Here is a 26,047-nt window from a genome sequence, read left to right on the forward strand (position 1 = left end):
TAAACCTGTCACCTATGGATTCTAGGAGGAAAGAAACTTGGAAATGATTTTAGCGACAAAGAGCGGTACTCCTATTATCGGTCAGCTTGCGACCGTCATGGGATGGATTATGGATGGTATTTACAAACTTCTGAATATATTTGGAATTCAGAACATTGGCCTTTGTATTATTATCTTCAGTATCCTTATTTATGCTCTTATGACTCCGCTGCAGATCAAACAGCAGAAATTTTCTAAATTAAGTGCTGTTATGCAGCCGGAACTTCAGAAGATTCAGAAGAAATATAAAGGAAAGAACTCAGATCAGGCTGCAATGCAGAAAATGCAGGAGGAAACACAGGCTGTATATCAGAAATATGGTGTTTCTCCTACCGGAAGCTGCGTACAGCTGGCAATTCAGTTTCCTATCCTGATGGCATTGTATCAGGTTATTTATAAAATTCCGGCATATGTAGGAAGTGTAAAAAATATTCTCTCAGCTGCAGTTACTAATATTACAGCTGTAAACGGATATACAGATATTTTACAGAATTTTATTAAAGATAATAAAATGACCAGAGTCCAGCTTATTATGGATGGAAGTAAGGCTACCAGTAATTCTGTGACAGACTTTTTGTATGCGCTGTCTCCTTCCCAGTGGAAGAGCCTTGCTGAGACAAGTCAGTTTTCAGGTTTTTCTGATACACTGAACAGCACAGCAAAAGAGATTTCACATGTGCAGGATTTTCTTGGACTTAATATTGCGGATCAGCCTCTTACTTATATAAAGGCGGCATTTGTAGGCGGATCTATTATTCTTGCTATTGTTGCGATTCTGATTCCGATTCTTGCATGGGCCACACAGATGCTTAACATCAAGCTGATGCCTCAGGCAGCGCAGCAGGGAAATGGAGAATCACAGCAGGATGCAATGATGAACTCTATGAAGACCATGAATATGGTAATGCCTCTGATGTCTGCAGTATTTTGTTTTACGTTCCCTGTAGGTCTTGGTATTTACTGGGTAGCCAGTGCAGCAGTGAGAAGTGTACAGCAGTTTGTCATTAACAAAAAAATGGACAAAATTGATATTCAGGTTCTGATCAATGAAAATATGAAAAAGATGGAAAAGAAGCGTGAAAAAGCAGGACTTCCACCTCAGAAGATTACGAATCAGGCTCATCAGAGTGTAAAAAATATCAACAAGATTGAAAAAGGCAGCAGCAATACAGATGTTCAGTCCAGAGCCAAGAAAGTAGAAGAAGCTTACCAGAAAGCTTCAAATGCAAAAGCAGACAGTATTACAGCCAAGGCAAATATGGTAAAAGCATTTGATGAGAGAAATAAGAAGAAGTAGCAAAGAACGGAGGGGTTGGCATGGAGGATTTTATCCAGTTTTCAGCGAAAACAAAAAGTGAAGCAATTACAAAAGCATGTATCGAGCTTGGCGTATCCAGTGACCAGCTTGAAATTCAGGTAGTAAGTGAAGGAAAAAGTGGTTTATTCGGAATTGGAAGCAAACCGGCTATCATTAAAGTAAGAAAATCCGAACCTGTTTCTGAAGAAGAGGAAATTAAGGAAATTGTAGAAACAGTAAAGATTGATTCTCTTAAAGAGGAAAAAGCCATTAAAGAAGAAATTTCCGTAAAAGAAGAAAAGAAACCAGAACAGGTAAAAAAAGCTCCGAAAGATGCTAAAAAAGAAGTAAAAGAGCCTAAGGCTGCAGCTCCAGAGCAGGATAAACCAAGACAGCCAAAGCCTGTAAAAGAGAGAAAAGAGAAAATCTCAAAAGAACCAAAGGAAACAGTAGAAAAGCCGGCAAAAGAAAAAGCTGTAAAAACAGGAAAGCCTGTTGAGATCATTACAGATTCTGAAGAAATCAAAGAAGTTGAAGACAGAGCAAGGGTTTTTCTGCATGATGTTTTTGCTTCTATGAATCTGGGTGAAGTAGAAATCACTTCGAAATATAATACTGCAGATGGAAGTCTGGAGGTAGATTTTGAAGGAGAAGATATGGGAATCCTTATTGGTAAAAGAGGACAGACTCTTGATTCCCTCCAGTATCTTACAAGCCTTGTGGTAAATAAAGGAAAAGCAAATTATATTCGTGTAAAGCTTGATACTGAAGATTACCGTAAACGCCGTAAAGAAACATTAGAGAATCTTGCCAGAGGGATTGCCTATAAGGTTAAGAAAACCAGAAAGACAGTTGTGCTTGAGCCGATGAATCCTTATGAGAGAAGAATCATTCATTCTGCTCTTCAGGGAAATAAGTTTGTAGAGACTGTCAGCGAAGGTGAAGAACCATATCGTCACGTAGTGGTTAAGTTAAAGAGAAACTGATAAGCCGTATTTATACAGGTTTAATCTTGAAATAAAAACTTTATATTATCATAAAAAAATGTTATTCTAGGTGAAAGCGTGAATAATACGTAAGGTACGTATATGCTTTTTTCGGAGTAACATTTTTTTTTAAGGAATTTTGAATTATTGGAGGAAATCAGATGGAAACAACAATTGCGGCGATTTCCACGGCAATGAGCGCATCTGGAATCGGAATTGTCCGTATCAGCGGAGAAGATGCCATGGAGGTAATTTCCCGTATTTATAGATCTAAGGGCGGAAAAAAAAGGATTAAAGAAGTTCCAAGCCATACCATACATTATGGATATATTTATGACGGAGAGGAATTGATCGATGAAGTTCTGGTGATGATCATGCGTGCACCTCGAACCTTTACAGGGGAGGATACAGTAGAGATTGACTGTCATGGTGGTGTTTTTGCCATGAAGAGAGTGCTGGAGACTGTGCTGAAAAATGGTGCAGAGATTGCCGGTCCTGGTGAGTTTACCAAAAGAGCCTTTCTTAATGGAAGAATGGATTTGTCCCAGGCAGAAGCAGTTATGGATGTGATACAGGCCAAAAATGAATATGCACTTCGAAGCTCCATAGACCAGTTAAAGGGATCGGTACAGAAAGCAATCTGTGATATAAGGGAAAAAATCATTTACCATATTGCATATATAGAGTCTGCGCTGGATGATCCGGAACATATCAGTCTGGAAGGTTATCCTCAGGAGCTGTTGGAAGTGGTGGATAAAGAGCAGCTGGAAATAAAGAAATTGTTGAAAAGTTCCTCTGATGGAAAAATGATACAGGAAGGAATACAGACGGTTATCCTTGGAAAGCCTAATGCCGGAAAATCTTCTCTATTAAATCTGCTTTTGGGAGAAAATCGTGCGATTGTTACTGATATAGCAGGAACTACCAGGGACATATTGGAAGAATATATCACTCTTCATGGGATTACCTTAAAAATTGTGGATACAGCAGGTATCCGTGAAACAGAGGATATTGTAGAAAAAATAGGTGTGGACAGAGCAAGAGAAATGGCACAGAAAGCAGATTTGATCCTCTATGTTGTGGATTCATCAGTTCCGCTGGATAGTAATGATGAAGAAATTATGTCCATGCTCAATGGAAAGAAGGCAATTATCCTGTATAATAAAACTGATCTGAAAGCCGCAATTGAAATAGATAGGTTAAGAGAAAAAGCGGGACACCCGGTAATTCCCATTTCAGCCAAAGAAGAGACTGGAATTACAGAGCTTGAGGAAAAAATAAAAGATATGTTTTTTGGCGGAGAACTTTCCTTTAATGATGAGGTCTATATTACGAATGAACGACATAAGGCTGCGCTGGAGGAAGCTGATAAAAGCCTGGATCTGGTGAGAAACAGTATTCTGGGAGGATTGCCGGAGGACTTCTTTTCCATAGATTTGATGAACGCTTATGAAAATCTGGGTAAGATCCTGGGAGAATCTGTAGGAGAGGATCTGGTGAATGAAATATTCAGCAAATTCTGTACTGGTAAATAACAGCTGATTTAACCGAATCAAGTAAGTCCCCTGCTTTAATTGCGAAAAGCAATAAGCAGTTATTCGGTTATGAGCAAGTAGCGAAGCGGATTGCGAATATCCGCTTGATTATAAAAAGGAGATCCAATGAAGAATTTAGTGAAGAATTATGACATTGTTGTAGTTGGAGCAGGTCATGCAGGATGTGAGGCTGCCCTTGCAGGTGCCCGTCTGGGACTGAAAACCATTATGTTTACAGTCAGTGTGGAAAGTATAGCATTGATGCCCTGTAATCCAAATGTAGGTGGAAGCTCTAAAGGTCATTTAGTAAGAGAGCTGGATGCACTTGGCGGAGAAATGGGGAAAAATATTGATAAGACCTTTATCCAGTCAAAGATGTTGAATTGTTCAAAAGGTCCTGCGGTTCATTCCCTTCGTGCACAGGCAGATAAGCGGGCATACAGTAATGCCATGCGGAAAACTCTGGAGAATACAGAAAATCTGACTATTAAACAGGGAGAAGTAACAAAGCTTCTGGTAGAAGATGGACATATAACAGGTGTAAAAACTTATTCAGGTGCCACATATAATTGTAAAGCAGTAGTTCTTTGTACAGGAACCTACTTAAAGGCAAGATGTATTTATGGAGATGTAAGTAATTATACAGGTCCTGACGGACTTCAGGCAGCAAATTATCTCACAGATTCTTTGAAAGAACTGGGGATTGAAATGTTCCGTTTTAAAACAGGAACTCCGGCACGAATTGCCGGAAATACCATTGATTACAGTAAAATGGAAGAGCAGTTTGGTGATGAGAGAGTAGTGCCGTTTTCTTTTTCCACAGATCCGGAGGATGTACAGATTGAGCAGAAATCTTGTTGGCTGACTTATACCAATGAAAAAACTCATGAGATCATCAGGGCAAATTTGGACAGATCGCCTCTTTATTCCGGTATGATTGAAGGAACAGGACCTAGATACTGCCCATCTATTGAAGATAAGGTGGTTCGTTTTGCAGATAAAAACCGCCATCAGGTATTTATTGAACCTGAAGGACTTTACACAAATGAAATGTATATTGGAGGAATGTCCAGCTCTCTGCCTGAGGATGTACAGGAAGAAATGTATCATTCCGTACCTGGACTGGAGAATGCAAAAATCGTAAAGAATGCTTATGCAATCGAATACGATTGCATTAATCCGCGGCAACTTTATCCTACTCTTGAATTTAAGAAAATTAAGGGATTATTCAGTGGCGGTCAGTTTAATGGAAGCTCCGGATATGAAGAAGCAGCGGCACAGGGTCTGATTGCAGGAATTAATGCAGCTTTGGAGATAAAAGGGCAGGAACAGCTGATCCTGGATCGTTCAGAGGCATACATCGGGGTGCTGATAGATGATCTTGTTACAAAGGAAAATCATGAACCATACAGAATGATGACCAGCCGCGCGGAGTACAGACTTCTTCTCCGTCAGGATAATGCAGATCTGAGATTGCGGAAAAAAGGCTATCAGGTGGGTCTGGTCAGTGAAGAAGATTATCAGAAGCTTCTGACAAAAGAGAAAGAGATTAAAGCAGAAATTGAACGTCTGGAGCACACGAACATTGGAAATACAGAACCTGTGCAGAAACTTCTGGAACAATATAAAAGTACACCGTTGAAGTCAGGGACCACATTGGCTGAGCTGATCCGGCGTCCGGAACTTTCCTATGAAGCGATAGAGTCTCTTGATAAAGAACGCCAGGAATTACCATGGGATGTAAAGGAACAGGTGGATATTAACATTAAATACGATGGTTACATCCGCAGACAGTTAAAGCAGGTAGAGCAGTTTAAAAAACTGGAATCCAGGAAAATACCGGAAGATCTTGACTATGAACAGATAGGCAGCCTGCGTATTGAAGCCAGGCAGAAACTGGAAGCCTATCGTCCTATCTCAATCGGTCAGGCATCACGGATTTCAGGAGTATCCCCGGCAGATATATCTGTATTACTGGTATATTTATCAAGTAAATAAGATAGGAAATGCAAAAAATTTTTAATATAAAAAACAGAGGAGAAGAAAAGTATGTCATACGATCTCACAACCCTGGAAAATGGATGTCAGGAATTAGGAATCCAATTAAATGGACAGCAAAAAGAACAGTTTATTAAATTTTATGAATATCTGATTGAAAAAAATAAAGTTATGAATCTGACAGGAATTACGGATTTTGAAGAAGTGCTTACCAAACATTTTCTGGACAGCCTCTCCTGTGTTAAAAGCATAGATATGACAAAGGTAAAAACAATGATAGATATAGGAACTGGAGCCGGATTTCCGGGAGTTCCGTTAAAAATCGCATTCCCACATTTACAGGCCTGTTTATTGGACTCTTTAAAAAAACGTGTGAATTTTCTGGAAGAGAGTTTCCAGCTTTTAGGACTTACAGATATTACAGCAATTCATGGAAGAGCTGAAGAATATGCCAGAAATAAAGAATATCGCGAGCAATATGATCTTTGTGTATCCAGAGCTGTTTCCAATCTGGCTACGTTGTCTGAATATTGTCTCCCCTATGTAAAAAAAGGAGGAAGTTTTATCTCCTATAAGTCCGGAACAGTTCAGGAAGAGACCAGACAGGCGGAAAAGGCTATAAAAATACTTGGTGGGGATTTGCAGGAAATCACTTATTTTAATCTTCCTGATACGGAAATATCTCGCTCCTTGATTCCTGTCAAAAAAATAAAATCAACTCCAAAGGCTTATCCGCGCAAAGCGGGTACACCACTAAAAACACCGCTTTCATAAAAAAATTCAGAAAAGAAATAAAAATATAGGATAGTTGAATAAAGTTATCCACATAAACATCACAAAATAAACACATTTTCAACCTATTTTCATCACAACTTCGTCATAAACTATTCTCCATAGAGATGTCCTCGGGTTCCCCCATTCTCTGTTTCACCTGAGGACATTCTCTATTTATTGAATAATAAGGAGGAGAGTAATTTGATTGAAGTAAACAATCTGGTCAAAAAATATGGCGACCATACGGCAGTTGACCACCTTTCTTTTAAAATAGAGAAAGGAAAAATCTACGGATTTCTGGGCCCTAACGGTGCAGGAAAATCAACTACAATGAATATGATCACAGGATACATTGCATCTACAGAAGGTACGGTTACTATTGATGGACATGATATACTGGATGAGCCTGAAGAGGCAAAAAAATGTATTGGTTACCTGCCGGAACAGCCACCTCTCTATTTCGATATGACCGTTCTGGAATATATGAAATTTGTGGCAGATCTTAAGAAAATTCCCAAAGATAAAAAAGCATCTATGATAGAAGAAGTAATGGATATGGTAAAAATATCTGACATGAGAAATCGTCTGATCAAAAACCTGTCCAAGGGTTACCGCCAGAGAGTGGGGCTGGCAGAGGCTATTATGGGATATCCAGAGGTGATTATTCTGGATGAACCTACAGTAGGTCTTGATCCTAAGCAGATCATAGAAATAAGAACATTGATTAAAAATTTGAAGAAAAAACATACTGTGATCCTTAGTTCACATATACTTTCAGAGGTAAGTGCAGTATGCGATTATGTATTGATCATTTCCCATGGAAAGCTTGTGGCAAGTGATACACCTGAGAATCTTGGCAAGCTTGCAGAAGGTTCCAATACCCTTGATATGCTCATTAAAGGTGATAAAACAGCTATTGAGCAGGGCTTAAAGGAGATAGAAGGAATTGATACAGTATCTCTGAAGCATGATGATAAACAAAATCTCTGGAATGTAAATATTTCTACAGAAGAGCAGAATGATGTGAGAGAAAGTGTCTTCTATAAGATGGCACAGCTGAATTGTCCTATTTATGAAATGAAGTCAAAGAAAGTATCTCTCGAGGAAATTTTCCTTGAGCTTACAGCATCTGATAAACCGGTATCTGAGGTGTCTGAAAGTGCGAAAGAGGAGATTCATAATTCAGGGGATGATGACAAAATAAAGACAGAAGCTGTGGAAAAAGATACACAGAAAAAAGATGAAGGGGGAAAAGAATCATGACAGCAATTTATAAAAGAGAGCTGAAAAGTTACCTGACATCAATGGTTGGATATCTGTTTATCTTTTTTATCCTGGTGTTGACGGGAATTTATTTTTCAGCATATCAGCTTTCTGCTGCATATCCTAAATTTGAATATACATTAAGTGCGGTTACATTTGTATTTTTGATCGGAGTACCGATCCTGACTATGCGTGTACTTGCTGAGGAAAGAAAACAGAAAACAGATCAGCTGCTTCTTACAGCTCCTGTTTCTGTAGGTAATATTGTAATTGGCAAGTATCTGGCGCTGGTAACGGTCTATGCAATTCCCATCCTTGTAATGTGTATTTATCCGTTAATTATGTCAAAATTTGGCACGGTAGCTTTTGGATCTGCTTATACGGCAATCCTTGGATTTTTCCTTCTGGGATGTGCGAATATTGCGATTGGTGTATTTATGTCAGCTCTGACAGAAAGCCAGGTCATTGCAGCAGTACTTACATTTGTACTTTTGTTTGCTTTTTATATGATGAATGGTATTTCTTCCTTTTTCTCCAAAACATCTATGTCTACCTGCGTTACTTTTGGATTGCTGATTCTGGCAGCAGCGATCATTCTTTATACGATGATCAAAAATGCACTGATTTCAGCAATTGCAGCTGTAATAGGAGAAGTAATTCTTGTTGTTATATATGTAGTTAAATCAAGCGTGTTCGAGGGTGGAATCCAGAAAGTATTAAATATATTTAACCTGAGTGGACACTTTGATAATTTCACAAGTAATATTTTTGATATTAAAGGTATTGTATATTTCCTTTCAGTGATTGCAATCTGCTTATTCCTTACAATGCAGTCTATATCAAAGAGACGTTGGAATTAGGAGGTGACAGGAATGAAACTGAAGGAAAAAATGAAAAACAAAAACCATAACAAATTTGATAAGAAGAAACTGATAGGAACGATCAGTAAAAAGCACATAAAAAATGGTTCGTATACCATGGTTATGTCTGTGATTTTTATTGCAGTTGTTATTGTTATAAACATGATTGTAAGCACGATTCCATCTAAATATTCAGAAATTGATATCAGCAGCCAGAAACTGTACAGTATCGGTGATGAGACCAAGAAAATGCTGAAGGACCTGGAGAAAGACGTAACGATTTATCAGATCGCACAGAGCGGATCTGAAGATGAAAATATCTCCAGTCTGCTGAAAAAATATGAAGATGAATCCAAGCATATTAAGGTAGAGCAGAAGGATCCGGTAGTAAATCCTAAATTTGTTTCACAGTATACCAGCGATGATCTTTCTGCTAACAGTCTTATTGTTGTTTGTGGAGATAGAAATAAGGTAATTGATTATAACAATATTTATGAGACATCTATTGATTATCAGACTTATAGCTCTCAGACTACAGGCTTTGATGGTGAAGGTCAGATCACAAGTGCAATAGGATATGTAACCTCAGAAAATCTGCCTGTTTTATATACAGTAGAAGGCCATGGTGAGAAAGATATGGATTCTTCTATTAAAGAGGATATTGAGAAGGCAAATATGGATATTAAATCCTTAAATCTGCTTACAGAGGGAAGTGTTCCGGATGATGCAGACTGTCTCTTTATTGACTCACCTTCTACAGATTTTTCCTCTGACGAGAAGGATGCGATTATTGAATATCTTGAAAACGGCGGAAAAGCAATAATTTTCTCCGATTATACAACAGAAGATATGCCAAATTTTGATGCAATCCTGGAAAACTATGGTGTACAGAGAACAGAGGGTGTGGTATTTGAGGGAGACAATCAGCATTATGCAATGCAGATGCCATATTATCTGGTTCCGACTATTAACAGTACAGATGCAAGCTCTGAGACTGCTTCTGCCGGTTACTATGTACTTGCACCATATGCGCAGGGCATTAAACAACTGGATGATGTACGTGATACAGTGAAAATAGAAAGTATACTGACAACTTCTGATCAGGCATATTCAAAAACTGATCTTAACAGTAATACCATTGAAAAAGAGGATGGAGATGTAGAAGGCCCATTTGATCTGGGTGTTAGTATTACAGAAAGTCTGGATGATGACAAAGAGACACAGATCGTCTACTATTCTACTTCTAATCTGATGGATTCGCAGACAAATCAGATGGTATCCGGCGGAAATGAGAAACTGATCATGGAGTCTTTGAAATGGATGACAGATACAGAGGAAAGCGCCAGTGTATCAATTCCTTCCAAGAGCCTGGAAGTATCTTACCTGACAATTACTGATTATGATGCAGCATTCTGGAAGATTTGCACCATTGCATTAATTCCTGGAATCTTCCTTGTTATTGGATTTGTTGTTTGGATAAAGAGGAGAAAGGCTTAAATGAAGAATAAAACTGTTAAAATGATCATTGCAGTTGCTGTTCTTGCTGTCTGCTGCGGCGGCTACGCAGGTGTTAAAACCTTCGTAGCCAAACAGGAGGCAAAAGAAGAATCAGAAGAGGAAAGCGAGAAAACAAGTGTTTTTACAGCATCAGCAGATGATATTAAATCTTTGGATTTCTTAGTGGATGAGAAAGAAACTACTTTTGAAAAAAAGGATGACGACTGGGTTAAAAAGGATGAAGAGGATTTTCCTGTAAACCAGACTACTCTGTCAGATGCAGCTTCTGCATTGACATCGATAGAATCAGACAGAGTGCTTAGTGATGTGGATGATCTGGCAGAATATGGTCTGGATTCACCCTCCAATACCATAAAGATTACCTGTGAATCAGAAAAATCAGAGGATAAAGAAACTGAGGAAAAGACAACTACGTTATATGTAGGTGATGAAAATTCATCCACAAGTCAATATTATGTATATAAGGATGATGATAAGAGTACAGTTTATATGGTGGAATCCTCTTGTATAGAGCCTTTTACAAAAACATTATATGATTACGCACAGATGGAAGATTTTCCGGTGATATCTGATACAGATAATATAAATAAAATCACTGTAAAAGGTGATAAGTCCTATGAACTTTCTAAAAATACGAATACAAATCTGTGGACAGTTAAAGGGGATGGAGATGAGGAAAAAGCAGATACAGCCACTGTTAGTTCTCTGACAACCTCTTTTGGAAGCATGGCATATAATTCTTTCGTAGATTACAAGTGTAAAGATAAGAGCACTTATGGATTGGATGATCCATATGCGGTTATCACAGTTGATTATACGGAAGAGCAGGAGGATGCAGATTCTTCTGATACATCAGCGGATAGTTCAACTGAAACAACAGATGAGACTCAGGGTGAGGCTGCGGATAGTGAAGATACATCAGATGATACAAATGCATCGGATTCTGAAGAGTCAGAAAAAAATGTAGAGAATAAGCAACTGGTGATTGCGGTGGGTAAAGAGGCAGATGACAGTAACAGATATGTGATGGTAAATGATAGTGATCAGGTTTACACTATGTCTGATGATACTTTATCTGCACTTACAGATAAAGCCGAGGAAGACTTCTGGGATATGACAGTAAATTATGTTTCAACCAATGATCTGAAAGAAGTGAAGGTAAATTATAAGGGCAGTGATTATGATGTAAATGTTTCACGTGAAACATCTGAAGATGATGATGGAAATGAAAAAGAGACTGTTACTTATAAACTGGATGGGTCAGAAGTGGATGAAACGCAGTTTACAACATTTTATAATAAACTGATTAATCTGGCTGCACAGAAGAGACTTACAGACGAATTTAAGCCTGAAACAGATCCGGAAATGACAGTTACATTTATAAAAGAAGACGGAAATAAACTGGAAGCAGAGTATTATAGCTATGATACGAATTATTATGCAGTAAAGGTAGACAGTAAGATATATCTGGTAAATAAGATGACAGTGAAAGAATTGTTTACAGCATTTGAAACACTGACAGGTACAGAAAATTAGAAAAAAAGATCCCCTGACAAATAAGTCAGAGGATCTTTTTTTAAAAGAAAATCAGAATCTGTTCCAGAAATTCTTCGGGATTTTCAATCTGAGGAATATGTTTGGATTCATTGATAATTGCAGTCTCAATTGCAGGATTATCTGTGAGATATTCATTCATAATTGATTTTCCATTTGGTTCGGATTCACCTTCCACGATATAAATACTGTTATCCAGAGATTTCACTGCATGACTGATATTTATATTCATATATTTAGAAATCATGCTAGAATAAAAATATTTGGCATAACAGCCACCGCTGTGAGATGCTTCATAATAAGCATCTTCCATCTGGGTATTTACATGAAATGGATTATAGTACATCTTTTCGACAAATAAATTGGCTACATTTTCCTTTGAGACAATCATATGGTAGATTAAAGTTCCAAAAACAGGAATCTCAAGAGCCAGTTTTAATAAATGATCTCTTCTTGTTGGCATCTGTCTCAGGCAATCAGGGCTTGGTGGATTTACAAGCATAATTTTGTTAAATAATTCTTTTTCGTTGTGACAAGCCATAATGACAAAGGAACTTGAAAAGCCACTGGCAATAATATCGGTTTTTTGCCCGATTATTTTTCTGATAAAGTCACAGATCATCTGCACATATACAAAATTAGTATAAGTGATTCCTGGTTTGTCAGAACGTCCGCAACCTAAAAGATCAACGGTATATACAGTATGATCTTCAGCCAGTTTTTCTTCGATTTCAGACCATTCGTAACCGGAGGCACCAGGTAATGTATCATGAATTAACAGAATTGGTTTACCATCACCTTTTTTTGTATAATAAATATTTCCAAAACGCCATTCAAAATATTTACTGTGGGTAATTCCGAGCAATTGTTTTAATTGTGCCGCAGCTGCAATTGTACGGTTTATAAAATGAATCACAATAGTGGCAACAGTCATAAGAGCAGCAAATGTTATAATTTTGTGCTTGTTTTTATTCATAGTCTGCCTCCTTTATATGGGCATTTGCTTTGTGTGACAAATATAAAAATATAAATATATTATACGCCAAAAACAAAGAATTTACAAGTTAATATAAGATTCTATGTGATGAAAAAATGTTACATTTATAAAAATTAAACTATATTTTTTATGTTTCACGTGAAACATTATGTGGCATGATTATAGTAAAAGTGTTATAATGAATCTGCATAATGTACAAAAGTATGTTATAACAATAACCTCATAAAGGAGGAATACAATTGGGAAGAATTATAGCAGTTGCCAATCAGAAAGGCGGAGTGGGAAAATCTACAACTGCAATTAATCTTTCAGCCTGCCTCGCAGAAAAGGGGAAAAAGGTACTTACAATTGATATAGATCCTCAGGGGAACACTACCAGTGGATTGGGTGTGGATAAAAATTCCCCAGAGAATACATTGTATGAACTTTTACTGGGAGAAGCAGAAGCAAAGAATACAATTATTAAAGATGTAGTAGAAAATGTAGATCTGATTCCGTCCAATGTTAATCTTTCCGGTGCAGAAATCGAATTGGTAGGCATTGATAACAAAGAGTACATATTAAAGGGGATTACGGATAAGCTAAGACGTAAATATGATTATATTATTTTAGATTGCCCGCCATCCTTGAATATGTTGACAATCAATGCTCTTACAGCAGCTACCTCCGTGTTAGTACCTATTCAGTGTGAATATTATGCATTAGAGGGACTTTCACAGCTTATTCATACCATAGATTTAGTGAAGGAAAGATTGAATAAGCGCCTGAAAATGGAAGGTGTTGTATTTACCATGTATGATGCCCGTACAAATCTGTCACTTCAGGTTGTTGAGAATGTGAAAGAAAATCTCAATCAGAATATTTACAAAACAATTATTCCTAGAAATGTCAGACTGGCGGAAGCTCCCAGTTATGGACAGCCTATAACAATTTATGATCCCAGATCATCAGGAGCAGAAAGTTATCGCCTTCTGGCAGAAGAAGTTATCAACAGGGAGGACGATTAATGGCAGGTAGAAAAAATGGGCTTGGCAGAGGCTTGGATGCATTATTTCCGGAAAAAACACCTGTCAGTAGAGAAAATGTAAGGAAACCAGTCACTAAACCCACTAAAAAAACAGAAATGTCTGTAAAAGCGGACCAGAAAAACGAATCATCAAATCAGAAAAAAACAGCAATGATGGTAAAGATATCAAATGTGGAACCAAACAGGGATCAACCACGGAAACAGTTTGATGAAGATGCATTATTGGAACTTTCAGAGTCCATTAAACAGTATGGGGTACTTCAACCACTACTAGTGTCCGATAAAAAAGACTATTATGAAATTATTGCAGGCGAAAGACGGTGGAGAGCTGCAAAGCTTGCCGGCTTGAAAGAAGTACCGGTTATAGTAAAAGAATTTTCTGCTCAGGAACTGGTTGAAATTTCTCTGATTGAAAATATACAGAGAGAGGATCTGAATCCTGTTGAAGAGGCAATGGCATATAAAAGGCTGATGGATGAATTTCATTTGAAACAGGATGAAATTGCTGACAGAGTAGGAAAGAGCCGTACAGCGGTTACTAATTCCATGCGTCTCTTGAAACTTAGTGCAAAAGTTCAGCAGATGTTGATAGATGAAATGATCACTGCCGGACATGCCAGGGCAATATTGGCTATTTCTGATAAAGAAAAGCAGGAAACAGTAGCAATGAGGGTGTTTGATGAAAAATTAAGTGTGCGTGAAACAGAATCATTGGTAAAACGCATTCTAAATCCTCAAAAAGAAAAGAAACAGAAAACAACTACTGCTGAAGATGCAATCTATGAAAGCCTGGAAGAAAAAATGAAGGGAATCATGGGAACCAGAGTGCTGATTCACAGAAAGAAAAATGATAAAGGCAAAATTGAGATTGAATATTATTCCAAGGATGAACTGGAAAGAATTATAGATCTGTTTGAGTCTATAAATTAAGGAGAGTCAGTGATATGAGTAGTATTTTTGACAACCTGGGGATTGATCCTGGAATTATTATTATCATACTGCTGGTTTTGACTATTTTTCTGCTGGTAAAAAGTGCAAGCAGCAGTATGAGGCTGAGCCGCCTGGAACGAAAATATAAAACGTTTATGAAGGGCAGTGATGCACAATCCCTGGAAAAAATATTTGTGAGAAAATTTGCCCAGATTGATAAGCTCTATGAGGCAAAGGAAGATCATGAACACGATATCCTTTTTATCAAGAAAAATCTGGAGAAAATGTTCAGTAAATATGGTGTGGAAAAGTATGATGCCTTTGATGATGTAGGGGGAAAACTAAGCTTTGCTCTTGCATTACTGGATAAGGATAATACGGGATTGATTTTGAATGCAGTCCACAGCCGTGATAACTGTTTCCTTTATCTGAAGGAAATTGTAAAAGGTGAGTCTTATGTTATGTTAAGCCAGGAAGAGGTAGAGGCACTTAGAAAAGCTGTAAACTTTGGCCTGGGAGACATGGAAGAGAATTGATATATTGTTTAAAAATAAGAAAAAAAGAAATAATAAATATGAATAGTTACATATTTACAGGAGGAACAAAATGTTAGATATCAAATTTGTGAGAGAAAATCCGGAGATTGTAAAACAGAATATCCGCAATAAATTTCAGGATAACAAGCTGGAGTTGGTAGATAAGGTTCTGGAACTGGATAAAGAAAACAGAGAGATTAAACAGGAAGTAGAGGCACTTCGCGCAGAGAGAAATAAAACTTCCAAACAGATTGGTGCATTAATGGCACAGGGAAAGAAAGAAGAAGCTGAAGAAGTAAAAAGACAGGTAGCTGCTTCCGGAAGCCGTATTGAAGAGCTTTCTGCCAGAGAGAAGGAAGTAGAAGAAGAACTTCTGAAGAATATGATGGTAATCCCGAACATTATTGATCCATCTGTACCGATTGGTAAGGATGACAGTGAAAATGTGGAAATTGAAAAATTTGGAGAGCCGGTAGTTCCGGATTTTGAAGTTCCCTATCATACAGAAATTATGGAAAACTTTGATGGCATTGATCTGGACAGTGCAAGACGTGTGGCTGGTAATGGATTCTATTACTTAATGGGAGATATTGCAAGACTTCATTCTGCTGTTATCTCTTATGCCCGTGACTTCATGATCAACAGAGGATTTACTTACTGTGTACCACCGTTTATGATCCGAAGCAATGTTGTAACAGGTGTTATGAGCTTTGCAGAGATGGATGCTATGATGTATAAAATTGAAGGAGAGGATTTATATCTGATCGGTACCAGTGAACATTCTATGATCGGTAAATTTATTGACCAGATTATTCCTGAGGAAGAACTTCCAAAGACTCTGACCAGCTATTCTCCTTGCTTCCGTAAGGAAAAAGGTGCTCATGGACTGGAGGAAAGAGGCGTTTACCGTATTCACCAGTTTGAAAAACAGGAAATGATCGTAGTCTGCAGACCAGAGGAGAGCCCAATGTGGTTTGATAAATTATGGCAGAATACAGTTGATCTGTTCCGTTCTCTGGACATTCCGGTACGTACACTGGAATGCTGCTCCGGTGACCTGGCAGACCTTAAAGTAAAATCTTTGGATGTAGAAGCATGGTCTCCACGTCAGAAGAAGTATTTTGAGGTAGGAAGCTGTTCTAACCTGGGTGATGCACAGGCTCGTCGTCTGAAAATCCGTGTAAATGGAAAAGATGGCAAGAAATATCTTGCTCACACATTAAATAATACAGTTGTAGCACCGCCAAGAATGCTGATCGCTTTCCTGGAAAACAATCTGAATGCAGATGGTTCTGTAAATATTCCTAAGGCACTTCAGCCATACATGGGCGGAATGACAAAAATTGAGAAAAAGACTCGTGCCTAATAAGAAGGAGCCTTTTGAGGAGGTGTTCTTATGCACAGTTACCTGAGAGCAATCGGCTTTTCTAAGATCACCAAAAGAAGCAGTATCAGGCAGATTATCATGGATGTAGTAGAAAACTACGATGAGAAAAAAGTAGTAGAAAATTATACGGATGGTATATTTGCCGAATTTAAAAAAAATTATGGATGTGATTGTGGAATTACAGTCTGTGGACAGTATGATGAGGATGATGTGTTCCACGTGGATTATTATTTTCCTTATTTCAGAGGATCAGGTATTACTACACAGGAAAGCGTATCTGTTGAAAAACATGCAGATAAAGAATCTTTTGCAGCTGCCTGTGATGATCTGAGAATAGGAGTCACATTAATTTTTTATCTTCAGAATGCTGCCGAATATATGCAGTGGCAATATGAAGGCAGTATGCTTCCCAACAGCCAGCCTTTAACCCTTTCCGGGCTGGCGAGGGAAGGAAAAATTCTGTTACCTGTGGAAAAAGATAAAGAAGCAGTAAAAATAGAACGGGAATTGACCAAAAACAGAAATCATCTCATTGCAGCAGCCAGAAATGGCGATGAGGAGGCTATGGAAAGTCTCACAATGGAGGATATGGATACATATTCTATGATTTCGCAGAGAATAGTCACAGATGATATTTTTACGATAGTGGATTCTTATTTTATGCCTTATGGGATGGTATGTGATCAATATAGTGTAATGGGTGAAATCCTGGATTATATGCCGTTTAAGAATATTATTACAGGAGAAGAAATATATCAGCTGACTCTGGATTGTAATGATATGCAATTTGATGTCTGCATTAACAAAGAAGATCTGTTGGGAGAACCACAGATTGGCCGGAGGTTTAAGGGCGTTATATGGCTGCAGGGAGAATTACATTTCTGAAAAAGTATCTGTAATGATTAAGTAAAAAACATAAATGTTTCACGTGAAACAATTCACCTGGAGATGTTTCACGTGAAACATCTTATAAAATATACTTGTAATTTATAAAAAAATATAGTAATATACTTTATGTGTCCTTTAGATAAATGAACACAAGAGTTTATAGTATGTGTCGTCATAGCTCAGCTGGATAGAGCACTCGCCTCCTAAGAGAACGAGGAGCGGACACCTTTTGGGGAGGACCCCACCTTAAAACTTCATATACGTCTCCGTAGCTCAGCAGGATAGAGCATCCGCCTCCTAAGGGGGGACCTGTACTGAGAACTATTGAAAAGTACTCAGGTGTCGATGGCAATTCGGTACTGAGAATTTTGATTAGAAAAGCCAAGTGCTACAGAGGACGCAAATAGCATTTTCGCCGAAAAAAATATCGGCTGAAAATAGAAAAAATCGGTCACCGATCCGGGAGGCCGAAAAGGCTGAAAAACCTTGATTTTAAGCCAAAAATCGTATGTCGGCATAGCTCAGCTGGATAGAGCATTCGCCTCCTAAGGTTACGTTACAACGCTCACCTTGGAAAAACCTTAGTTGGGAGCTGAGTCCGATAATTACGGAGGCTGACAAAAAAATTAAATACGTCCCAATAGCTCAGTTGGATAGAGCACACGCCTCCTAAGCGTGGGGTCGGAGGTTCAAGTCCTCTTTGGGACGCCAGCTAACAACGCCGAAAGCCTTTGTTTTCAAGGGTTTTCGGCTTTTTTTAACAAATTCCAGTGTGATTGCTGAGACGAAATAATGTTTTCAAATTTTACTTCAAATTCTGATTTTTGACAAGCCCTAAAAAATCGAACTGCTGTGATAAGACAAAAATTTCTGCTAATCATTAGCAGAAAAAGGGCCGTTTTTGCTAATGAAAATGCGCTTCCAGCTAATTAGGCGAAAAAACGTGCTAAAAACCTTGCTAATTCAAAAGGCGGATGTTCCGAGTGCTAAGCCGTTATAAGAAATAAAATTGAATACTACCATGTACATAGAGCGTCTATTTGCCCCTGTATCGGGGATGGATAGACGCTCTTTTTTTATGCCCAAAATTCATGGGTAAATCTGAAAGATTGGAGGTTTGATTTTTGAGTAAAATCGTCTATTCCCCAGACAAGCCAAACGACTGCCGCTACTGTCATTTTTGGAAAAACAATAAAACGGGCTGCTGTCTGGGCGAAGAAAATTGTTACTACTTAATCTCCGTATCCCCAAAGCCGAAGTCGGAATGTGAAGGTTGTCCTTATGGGCGGGATCATCCCTGCATCGGCTGGTGTACCAGGAAGATTATGAAGGAAGTGGGGGTGCGTTGATATGTATGAGTATGAACGCAATCGCCGTGACAAGCCGAAATGTTGCAAAGACTGCGAGTATTATCAACCCCGATGGAAGTACCGCTTCTGCTATTTTGTCAGATGTCCGTATAAACTGAAGGATACGACTTTCCGCAGAACCCCTCTGAAAAAAGAGTATTTCCCGCAGAAAGAGGTGGTGAGGATGAGTGACGTATGATTATTTCTATGGGCAGCAAGCGGAGATGTTCGCATTCTACCGTGTTCCGAAGGTGCTATTCACCGAGGATTGCTTCTGGAATGTATCAACCGATGCCAAGCTGCTTTACGGTATTCTGCTTGACCGCATGAACCTCTCAGCCCGGAACGGTTGGCTGGACGAGGAAGGCCGTGTCTATATCATCTTCACGATTGAAGAAATCAAAGGTGCGTTAGGCTGTGCTGAAAAGAAAGCGGTGAAGCTGCTGGATGAGCTGGAAAAGAAATGCGGTCTGATAGAACGCAAGCGACAGGGACTTGGGAAACCGAACCTGATCTATGTAAAGAACTTCATTTCCGGTTCTGTGGAAAGACAATTCTTGAATTGTCAAAAGGACAATTCTGGAGTTGTCAAAAACACAATTCAAGAACTGTCAAAAGCACAAGGTAATAATACTGATACTAATTATATTGATTTTAGTGATACAGATCCTTTCTTTCCTTCCGGTTTTTGTGGAAAGGAAGTCGATGAGACTGACGAATTTACCCGATATTATCAGTATTTTTATGAACAGCTTTCTATGGACTATCTGAAACAGGATTATCCGTATGACCATGAGATACTCGATCTAATTCTGCATTTGATTATTGAAGTCATGTGCAGTAATCGGAAGCAAATACGAATTGCCAGTGATGATAAGCCCATTGAAATTGTCAAAAGCAGTTTTATGAAGCTGGATTCTGAACACATCAGATTTGTAATGAGTTCTTTCAAAGAGAACACAACCGATGTTCGCAATATCAAGCAGTATTTACTTGCTTCGATATACAATGCCCCCTACACCATAAGCGCCCACTATGACGCAAAGGTCAGGCATGATATGGCTTCGGGGAAACTTGGAGGGAGGTGGTAATCAATGCAGTATACACAGAATAGAAAGCGAGGTAAAGATATTTGTCGAAAAAAGCAACCGTCATTGCCGTAGTCAACCAGAAAGGCGGCACGGGCAAGACCACAACCACGGAAAATTTGGGTGTGGGACTGGCGATGGAGGGCAAAAAGGTTCTGCTGGTAGACACAGACCCGCAGGCTTCTTTAACAGTCAGTCTGGGAAATCCGTACCCGGATACCTTATCTTCCACCCTTTCCGACATGATGGGAAAGATTATGATGGAAAAGCCGATTGCCCCCGGCGAAGGCATTCTTCATCACCCGGAAGGTGTGGACTTGATGCCCGCCAATATTGAACTGTCAGGCTTAGAGGTTTCCCTGGTCAATGCCATGAGCCGGGAGACCATTCTCCGTCAGTACCTGGATACGGTCAAGCAGAATTATGACTACATTCTTCTGGACTGTATGCCCTCTTTGGGTATGCTGACAGTCAATGCTTTGGCAGCTGCCGACAATGTGCTGATCCCTGTTCAGGCGGCATATCTTCCGGCAAAGGGCTTGGAACAGCTGCTGGAAACCATCAACAAGGTCAGACGACAAATCAACCCAAAATTGAAAATCGAGGGTATTCTTCTGACGATGGTGGACAGCAGAACCAATTATTCCAAGGACATCAGCAATCTGATCCGGGAAAGTTATGGAGGAAAGCTGAAAGTCTACAAGACAGACATTCCCCGTTCTGTTCGTGCAGAGGAAATCAGTGCCGAAGGAGCCAGTATCTTTAAGCACGATCCCAAAGGAAAAGTCGCTGATGCCTACCGGGTTCTGACAAAGGAGGTGTTAAAAAATGCAGAAAAAAGGCGCAAACATCAGCTTGAAGGGGTACGATGATATTTTCTCTACCGACCAGTCACGAGCCGAAGCCCAGCAGGAGCGGGTGCAGGAAATTCCGCTTTCTGAATTGCACCCCTTTGAGGGACATCCCTTCCGGGTGGTAGACGATGAAGATATGATGAAAACGGTTGAAAGCGTCCGTGACTTCGGTGTTCTCACCCCGGCGATTGTCCGTCCCGACCCGGATGGCGGTTATGAGATCATCTCCGGTCACAGGCGGCACCGTGCATCAGAGCTTGCCGGGAAAGAAACCATGCCCGTTATCGTCCGTGATATGGATGATGATGCCGCCATTATTTTGATGGTCGATGCGAATTTGCAGAGAGAAACCATTCTGCCGAGTGAAAGAGCCTATGCTTATAAAATGAAGTTAGATGCCCTGAAACATCAAGGTGCAAGAAGTGATTTAACTTCTGCCCAACTTGGGCAGAAGTCGTGGGCAGTAAATCAAGTTGCTGAACAGAGCGGCGATAGTCGTGTACAAGTGCAACGCTATATTCGTTTAACCGAGCTTATCCCCGAACTTCTGGATATGGTGGATAACGGTCAGATTAAATTTAATCCGGCGGTGGAACTTTCTTATCTGGCAAGAGAAGAACAGCAGGATTTTCTTTCTGCTATGGACTTTGCCCAGGCTGCGCCTTCTCTTTCACAGGCACAGAGAATCAAAAAACTGGCACAGGAGGGCGAGTGTACTCTGGATGCCATGTGCGAGATTATGAATGAGGTCAAAAAGGGCGAGCTGGACAGGGTGACATTCAAAACCGACTCCCTGCGGAAATACTTCCCGAAGTCCTACACCAGCAAGCAGATGGAGGATAAAATCATTCAGCTGCTGGAGCAATGGCAGAAGAAACGAGAGAAATCTATGGAAAGGTAAGGTGAATCCCGATGTTTAACGAAAGAGAAATGAGTAAAGCAATCGACTGGCTGTTTGAGCTGTTTTCCCCCGAAGATTATGAGGGGTATGATGAAGATGAGATCGGCTATGCCGGTGGTTTGTGTCTGCCGGAGGTTTGCACCGCATTGAGAGGTGCGGCACAGACGGTATATCAATATTCCGTAGCCGGCGGCTATGAGAAATGCTTCAATTACCGTGGCATGGAACTGTTTGACCAGCGTGCCTGCCTCATTATTTCCGATGTGGAGCAGGCGGTTTTGGATGAAATCAAAACCACCTATGAAACCGAACTGTGGCTTATGGAGGATATGAACTTTGCCATTGTCCGCTGTGTGTCAATGCTGATCGGCTCTGATGATACCGGCTATGTGACGGAGTACCGGGCTTTCAAAAAGATTTTGAAAAGTGCGGAGGATTTGTTCTTTTCCCCAGAGGAACTGATCGAGGAACTGGAATCTATGTGTGTCCCCCAGTGGGAACATGAAGCGACTATTTATGAACTGTAACAGGTTCGTGGATGGTCGCTTTTCTTATGTCTGACGAAATGGAGGTAATGAAGTTTGAAGGAATACGATGTAAAGATCACCGAGACACTGGAAAAGACGGTAACGGTGGAAGCCAAGTCCCGTGCTGATGCAGAAGAACAGGTCAGAACAGCCTACTACAATTCCGAGTACATTCTGGACTCCGAGAACTTTACCGGCGTTGAGTTTGGCACTACGGAGGAACGTGAGATTCAGCAGGAACAGGCAGAAACCATGACGGTGCTTCTGGTAAAGCCCTATATGTATCCCCAGCAGGTTCAGATCGGTTGCGATTTGGAGGATTTGCAGAAAGCTGTCGGTGGCGACATTGAAGCTGTTTATCCTTTTAATGAGCCTGTCGCATTGGTGATGCACGATGAGGGAAAAATCATGGGGAAAGACCTGAATCGTGCGTTGCGGGACGGAGACGGCGAGATCTACGACATCATCGCCGGTGACTTTCTGGTTGTCGGTTTGGGTGAGGAGGATTTTTCCTCCCTTTCCCCGGAGCTGATGAAGCAGTTTGAAGAACATTTCCATCAGCCTGAAACCTTCGTTCGCATGGGGCGCAGTATCATGGCTTTGCCGTTGCCCGATGATATGGTCAAAAAAGAAGATGCGCCTATCAAGGCTGACCCCACCCCACGCAAGAGCAGCCCTGATCGAGATACGCTGTAAGGAGGCATCATGGAAAGAAGCTCAACGATTGCAGAATTGATGGAACGCCGCAGGATACAGGCAGGAGCCAAGGAGTATCAGGGACACACCTATATGGACCTGGCAAGATTCGATGAAGCCACAAAGCATATGATTATCTTTGATGTGCTGACCAATGAATCTCCTGTTGGCTGGAAAGGCGAAAGAAACCGTCTGTATCTGAGCGAAGCCGGGTATCAGAAAGCTCTGGATAACCAGAAAGCCGGGAACATCAAGATTATCAGTCATGCCAATGTTGCCAGAGGAAATCTGTATTACGACCGCAGAGATATGGCACGATGACCCTCACTCTACTGCTTGCAGGAGGTGATGATTCATGCAGGAAGAAGTTGAAAACAGGACGATAAATCTGGCAATCAGCACGACAAGGCTGACTGCTCGAAGTATCATTGCCGGTATTCGCAAATATTTGCAGCACCGGGAAAAGGTCAAGGCGAGAAAAGGAACCAGAGATACGGCGGTTCACGGAAAACAATCCGTGAAACAGCTGCTGGGACAGAATCAGGGTGCCACCAATGTGGAAATTGATAAAGATGGCATCCGGGATTTTGAAAGGCTCGCCAGGAAATACGGTGTGGACTTTGCCGTGAGAAAAGATAAGTCCGTTGATCCTCCCCGTTATCTTGTCTTTGTCCGTTCCAAGGACGCAGATGCCCTGGATGCTATCTGCAAGGAACATCAGGCAAGGTCATTGACGAAGGATAAGAAACCGAGCGTTCTGGCACAGCTGAAGAAGTTCAAAGAAATGGTAGCAGCTATCCCCAGGAAGGTTCGGGAAAAGAAACAGGAGCGTGATTTGTGATGAGCAAAATCAATTTGAAAAAGCTCCTGATTCTGAACATCCCGTATATTCTGGTGGGATTGTTTGCAACGAATTTTGGAGAAGCATGGCGGTTGGCTGAGGGTACAGATTCTTCTGCAAAAATCCTCAGCTTTTTTTATGCCCTTCCGGTTGCCCTGGGCAATCCACTCCCCAGCTTTCATCCGCTGGATTTGCTGGTGGGAATTGCCTGTGGCGCAGGGCTTCGGCTTGCGGTTTATCTGAAAAGCAAAAACGCCAAGAAGTACCGGCACAATGTGGAGTATGGTTCTGCCCGTTGGGGTACAGCCAAAGACATTGAGCCGTTCACCGCTCCAAAGTTTGAGGACAATATTATCCTAACGAAAACGGAACGGCTGATGATGTCCAACCGACCGAAGAATCCTGCCAATGCCAGAAACAAGAATGTTCTGATTATCGGAGGTTCAGGTTCAGGAAAAACAAGGTTCTGGCTGAAACCGAATCTTCTCCAGATGCACTCCAGCTATGTTGTTACAGACCCGAAAGGCAGTATTGTCATCGAGTGCGGCAATGCTTTGTTGAAACATGGTTACAACATCAAGATTTTCAACACCATTAACTTTAAGAAGTCGATGCACTACAATCCGTTCGCCTATATCCATTCAGAAAAAGACATTCTGAAGCTGGTGACGACATTGATTGCCAATACCAAAGGCGACGGGAAAGCCGGTGACGAGTTCTGGACAAAAGCAGAGACCCTTCTGTACTGCGCCTTGATTGGGTATATCCACTATGAAGCGCCGGTTGAGGAACAGAACTTCTCCACTCTGATTGAGTTCTTAAACGCAATGGAGGTGCGTGAGGACGATGAGGAGTTCCAGAATCCGGTTGACCTGATGTTTGAAGCACTGGAAAAGAAAAAGCCAAATCATTTTGCGGTACGCCAGTATAAGAAATACAAGCTGGCGGCAGGCAAAACAGCTAAGAGTATTCTGATTTCCTGTGGTGCAAGGCTTGCTCCCTTCGATATTCAGGAAGTCCGGGATATTACAGCCTATGACGAATTGCAGTTAGATACTCTCGGAGACAAGAAAACAGCACTGTTCCTGATTATGTCGGATACGGATGCGACTTTTAATTTCCTAATCTCCATGATTTATACCCAGCTGTTCAATCTGCTTTGTGAGAAAGCAGATGATGTGTACGGCGGCAGACTTCCGGTTCATGTGCGCTGTCTGATTGACGAAGCGGCAAATATCGGTCAGATTCCCAATCTGGAAAAGCTGGTTGCGACCATCCGAAGCCGTGAAATATCTGCCTGCCTTGTCCTTCAGGCGCAGTCTCAGCTGAAAGCCATTTACAAGGACAATTCGGACACCATCATCGGCAATATGGATTCCCGTATTTTCCTCGGCGGTTCTGAGCCTACCACACTGAAAGAGCTGAATCAGGCGCTGGGGAAAGAGACCATCGACACCTACAACACCTCAAATACCAGAGGCAACAGCCCATCCTACGGCATGAATTATCAAAAGCTGGGGAAAGACCTTGCGACCGTGGATGAGCTGGCAGTTCTGGATGGTGGTAAGTGCATCTTGCAGCTGCGTGGTGTGAGACCGTTTCTGTCTGACAAGTACGATCTGACACAGCATCCGAACTATAAGTACACATCAGACTTCGACAAAAAGAATGAGTTCAACATCGAACAGTTTCTGAGCCGCAGATTGAAATTAAAGGCAGGTGATGAATTTGTAGTAGTCGATGCCGATTAAAGGAGGGCCTTAATGGAAAAAACTCCCCAATTCAATATTGAGGAAACATTCTGTGAATACCTGTCCAAGTATTACAGAGGTTCCAACAATCCGGTTTCAAGTAAAACGCTTGAAGCCGTTTTTCATGTAAAAGGGTCAGAAATCAGAAGAATCGTCAATTCCCTGCGAAGCAAAGGTGAACCTATTTGCAGCGATTATGATGGCTACTTCTATGCGGACAATCAGCATGAAATCAATGCAACGATTGCCCAGCTGACAAGCCGCATCCAGAAGATTGCAAAAGCAAGGGATGGTCTGGTGAATCGCACCGGCAAAGATGGTTGACCCTATTTCCCTTGAAAGGTGGTGGTGATAGATATGATTGCAGTTGAATAGTCTCGTTGTCTCTGCCCTCCGACCGGTTCTCCGGTATTGTGGAGGGCTTTTTTCATTTCAAAATCCATTTCAAATA

26 protein-coding genes and 1 tRNA gene are annotated in these 26,047 nt (G+C 40.6%); 26 read left to right on the forward strand and 1 reads right to left on the reverse strand.

All coding sequences use genetic code 11. From position 1 onward, the window contains the following. Positions 1 to 43: 43 nt before the first annotated feature. The 9 genes from yidC to ACTNC6_RS12030 all read left to right on the forward strand — a co-directional run bounded on the left by yidC (position 44) and on the right by ACTNC6_RS12030 (position 11,806). Complete coding sequence (gene yidC / locus ACTNC6_RS11990) at positions 44 to 1,336, forward strand: membrane protein insertase YidC (RefSeq protein ID WP_303243336.1); 1,293 nt, start codon at positions 44 to 46, stop codon at positions 1,334 to 1,336. A gap of 20 nt (positions 1,337 to 1,356) precedes the next feature. After that, positions 1,357 to 2,322 carry an RNA-binding cell elongation regulator Jag/EloR gene (gene jag / locus ACTNC6_RS11995; RefSeq protein ID WP_441044205.1) on the forward strand — a complete coding sequence of 322 codons (966 nt, stop codon included), beginning with the start codon at positions 1,357 to 1,359 and terminating at the stop codon, positions 2,320 to 2,322. Positions 2,323 to 2,483: 161 nt separating this feature from the next. Further along, positions 2,484 to 3,857 (forward strand): tRNA uridine-5-carboxymethylaminomethyl(34) synthesis GTPase MnmE, encoded by a 1,374-nt coding sequence (mnmE, locus tag ACTNC6_RS12000; protein WP_441044206.1) that lies wholly within the window; start codon positions 2,484 to 2,486, stop codon positions 3,855 to 3,857. Between the two features lie 126 nt (positions 3,858 to 3,983). Then, positions 3,984 to 5,855 carry a tRNA uridine-5-carboxymethylaminomethyl(34) synthesis enzyme MnmG gene (gene mnmG, locus ACTNC6_RS12005; RefSeq protein ID WP_441035978.1) on the forward strand — a complete coding sequence of 624 codons (1,872 nt, stop codon included), beginning with the start codon at positions 3,984 to 3,986 and terminating at the stop codon, positions 5,853 to 5,855. 51 nt (positions 5,856 to 5,906) lie between these two features. Then, a complete protein-coding gene (rsmG, locus tag ACTNC6_RS12010) occupies positions 5,907 to 6,629 on the forward strand; it encodes a 16S rRNA (guanine(527)-N(7))-methyltransferase RsmG (protein ID WP_303243326.1) in 723 nt (240 codons plus the stop codon). Between the two features lie 201 nt (positions 6,630 to 6,830). After that, positions 6,831 to 7,892 (forward strand): ABC transporter ATP-binding protein, encoded by a 1,062-nt coding sequence (locus tag ACTNC6_RS12015; RefSeq protein ID WP_441035976.1) that lies wholly within the window; start codon positions 6,831 to 6,833, stop codon positions 7,890 to 7,892. Beyond that, complete coding sequence (locus ACTNC6_RS12020; protein WP_441035975.1) at positions 7,889 to 8,752, forward strand: ABC transporter permease; 864 nt, start codon at positions 7,889 to 7,891, stop codon at positions 8,750 to 8,752. The genes ACTNC6_RS12015 and ACTNC6_RS12020 overlap by 4 nt, the downstream gene beginning before the upstream one ends. Before the next feature lie 12 nt (positions 8,753 to 8,764). Continuing rightward, positions 8,765 to 10,249, forward strand: coding sequence for a GldG family protein (locus ACTNC6_RS12025; RefSeq protein WP_441035973.1), 1,485 nt, complete (start codon positions 8,765 to 8,767; stop codon positions 10,247 to 10,249). Beyond that, positions 10,250 to 11,806 (forward strand): DUF4340 domain-containing protein, encoded by a 1,557-nt coding sequence (locus tag ACTNC6_RS12030; RefSeq protein ID WP_441044207.1) that lies wholly within the window; start codon positions 10,250 to 10,252, stop codon positions 11,804 to 11,806. Positions 11,807 to 11,846: 40 nt separating this feature from the next. Here the strand turns inward: ACTNC6_RS12030 and ACTNC6_RS12035 are convergent, their stop codons facing one another. After that, a complete protein-coding gene (locus ACTNC6_RS12035; protein WP_303243331.1) occupies positions 11,847 to 12,800 on the reverse strand; it encodes an alpha/beta fold hydrolase in 954 nt (317 codons plus the stop codon). Positions 12,801 to 13,060: 260 nt separating this feature from the next. On the opposite strand from ACTNC6_RS12035, the gene ACTNC6_RS12040 reads away from it, so the two are divergent. The 17 genes from ACTNC6_RS12040 to ACTNC6_RS12120 all read left to right on the forward strand — a co-directional run bounded on the left by ACTNC6_RS12040 (position 13,061) and on the right by ACTNC6_RS12120 (position 25,920). Then, positions 13,061 to 13,828 (forward strand): ParA family protein, encoded by a 768-nt coding sequence (locus ACTNC6_RS12040; protein WP_173743882.1) that lies wholly within the window; start codon positions 13,061 to 13,063, stop codon positions 13,826 to 13,828. Next, entirely contained in the window at positions 13,828 to 14,778 is a 951-nt protein-coding gene (locus ACTNC6_RS12045; protein WP_441044208.1) for a ParB/RepB/Spo0J family partition protein, read from the forward strand. The genes ACTNC6_RS12040 and ACTNC6_RS12045 overlap by 1 nt, the downstream gene beginning before the upstream one ends. Positions 14,779 to 14,792: 14 nt before the next feature. Further along, complete coding sequence (locus tag ACTNC6_RS12050; RefSeq protein WP_441035968.1) at positions 14,793 to 15,314, forward strand: DUF4446 family protein; 522 nt, start codon at positions 14,793 to 14,795, stop codon at positions 15,312 to 15,314. A 70-nt stretch (positions 15,315 to 15,384) separates the two neighbouring features. Beyond that, entirely contained in the window at positions 15,385 to 16,680 is a 1,296-nt protein-coding gene (gene serS, locus ACTNC6_RS12055; RefSeq protein WP_173743880.1) for a serine--tRNA ligase, read from the forward strand. Between the two features lie 30 nt (positions 16,681 to 16,710). Continuing rightward, positions 16,711 to 17,586, forward strand: a complete 876-nt coding sequence (locus ACTNC6_RS12060; RefSeq protein ID WP_019163326.1) for a DUF3881 family protein — start codon at positions 16,711 to 16,713, stop codon at positions 17,584 to 17,586. Positions 17,587 to 18,223: 637 nt separating this feature from the next. After that, positions 18,224 to 18,300 (forward strand) — tRNA-Arg (locus ACTNC6_RS12065). A 413-nt stretch (positions 18,301 to 18,713) separates the two neighbouring features. Beyond that, a complete protein-coding gene (locus ACTNC6_RS12070) occupies positions 18,714 to 18,938 on the forward strand; it encodes a hypothetical protein (protein WP_075671634.1) in 225 nt (74 codons plus the stop codon). Between the two features lies 1 nt (position 18,939). Beyond that, positions 18,940 to 19,137, forward strand: coding sequence for a hypothetical protein (locus ACTNC6_RS12075; protein WP_075671632.1), 198 nt, complete (start codon positions 18,940 to 18,942; stop codon positions 19,135 to 19,137). After that, positions 19,127 to 20,029: a DUF6017 domain-containing protein gene (locus ACTNC6_RS12080; protein WP_112116316.1), complete on the forward strand. Its 903-nt coding sequence runs from the start codon at positions 19,127 to 19,129 to the stop codon at positions 20,027 to 20,029. Before ACTNC6_RS12075 ends, ACTNC6_RS12080 begins: the two co-directional genes overlap by 11 nt. Positions 20,030 to 20,070: 41 nt before the next feature. Continuing rightward, positions 20,071 to 20,898, forward strand: coding sequence for a ParA family protein (locus ACTNC6_RS12085; RefSeq protein ID WP_441044209.1), 828 nt, complete (start codon positions 20,071 to 20,073; stop codon positions 20,896 to 20,898). After that, positions 20,855 to 21,781, forward strand: coding sequence for a ParB/RepB/Spo0J family partition protein (locus ACTNC6_RS12090; protein WP_112116313.1), 927 nt, complete (start codon positions 20,855 to 20,857; stop codon positions 21,779 to 21,781). Before ACTNC6_RS12085 ends, ACTNC6_RS12090 begins: the two co-directional genes overlap by 44 nt. Positions 21,782 to 21,792: 11 nt before the next feature. Next, entirely contained in the window at positions 21,793 to 22,308 is a 516-nt protein-coding gene (locus tag ACTNC6_RS12095; protein ID WP_087016723.1) for a hypothetical protein, read from the forward strand. Between the two features lie 54 nt (positions 22,309 to 22,362). Continuing rightward, on the forward strand, positions 22,363 to 23,004 hold the full coding sequence (locus ACTNC6_RS12100) for a DUF3846 domain-containing protein (RefSeq protein WP_441044210.1): 642 nt from the start codon (positions 22,363 to 22,365) through the stop codon (positions 23,002 to 23,004). A gap of 9 nt (positions 23,005 to 23,013) precedes the next feature. Continuing rightward, positions 23,014 to 23,325, forward strand: coding sequence for a DUF5720 family protein (locus ACTNC6_RS12105; protein WP_112116307.1), 312 nt, complete (start codon positions 23,014 to 23,016; stop codon positions 23,323 to 23,325). Positions 23,326 to 23,359: 34 nt separating this feature from the next. Continuing rightward, positions 23,360 to 23,845, forward strand: coding sequence for a PcfB family protein (locus ACTNC6_RS12110; protein ID WP_112116305.1), 486 nt, complete (start codon positions 23,360 to 23,362; stop codon positions 23,843 to 23,845). Beyond that, positions 23,845 to 25,596, forward strand: coding sequence for a VirD4-like conjugal transfer protein, CD1115 family (locus tag ACTNC6_RS12115; RefSeq protein ID WP_441044212.1), 1,752 nt, complete (start codon positions 23,845 to 23,847; stop codon positions 25,594 to 25,596). Before ACTNC6_RS12110 ends, ACTNC6_RS12115 begins: the two co-directional genes overlap by 1 nt. 12 nt (positions 25,597 to 25,608) lie before the next feature. Next, on the forward strand, positions 25,609 to 25,920 hold the full coding sequence (locus tag ACTNC6_RS12120; RefSeq protein ID WP_441044213.1) for a hypothetical protein: 312 nt from the start codon (positions 25,609 to 25,611) through the stop codon (positions 25,918 to 25,920). The last annotated feature ends 127 nt before the right edge of the window (positions 25,921 to 26,047 follow it).

It is taken from the genome of Blautia sp. HCP3S3_C4 (assembly GCF_052064095.1).
Taxonomy (GTDB): Bacteria; Bacillota; Clostridia; order Lachnospirales; family Lachnospiraceae; genus Blautia_A.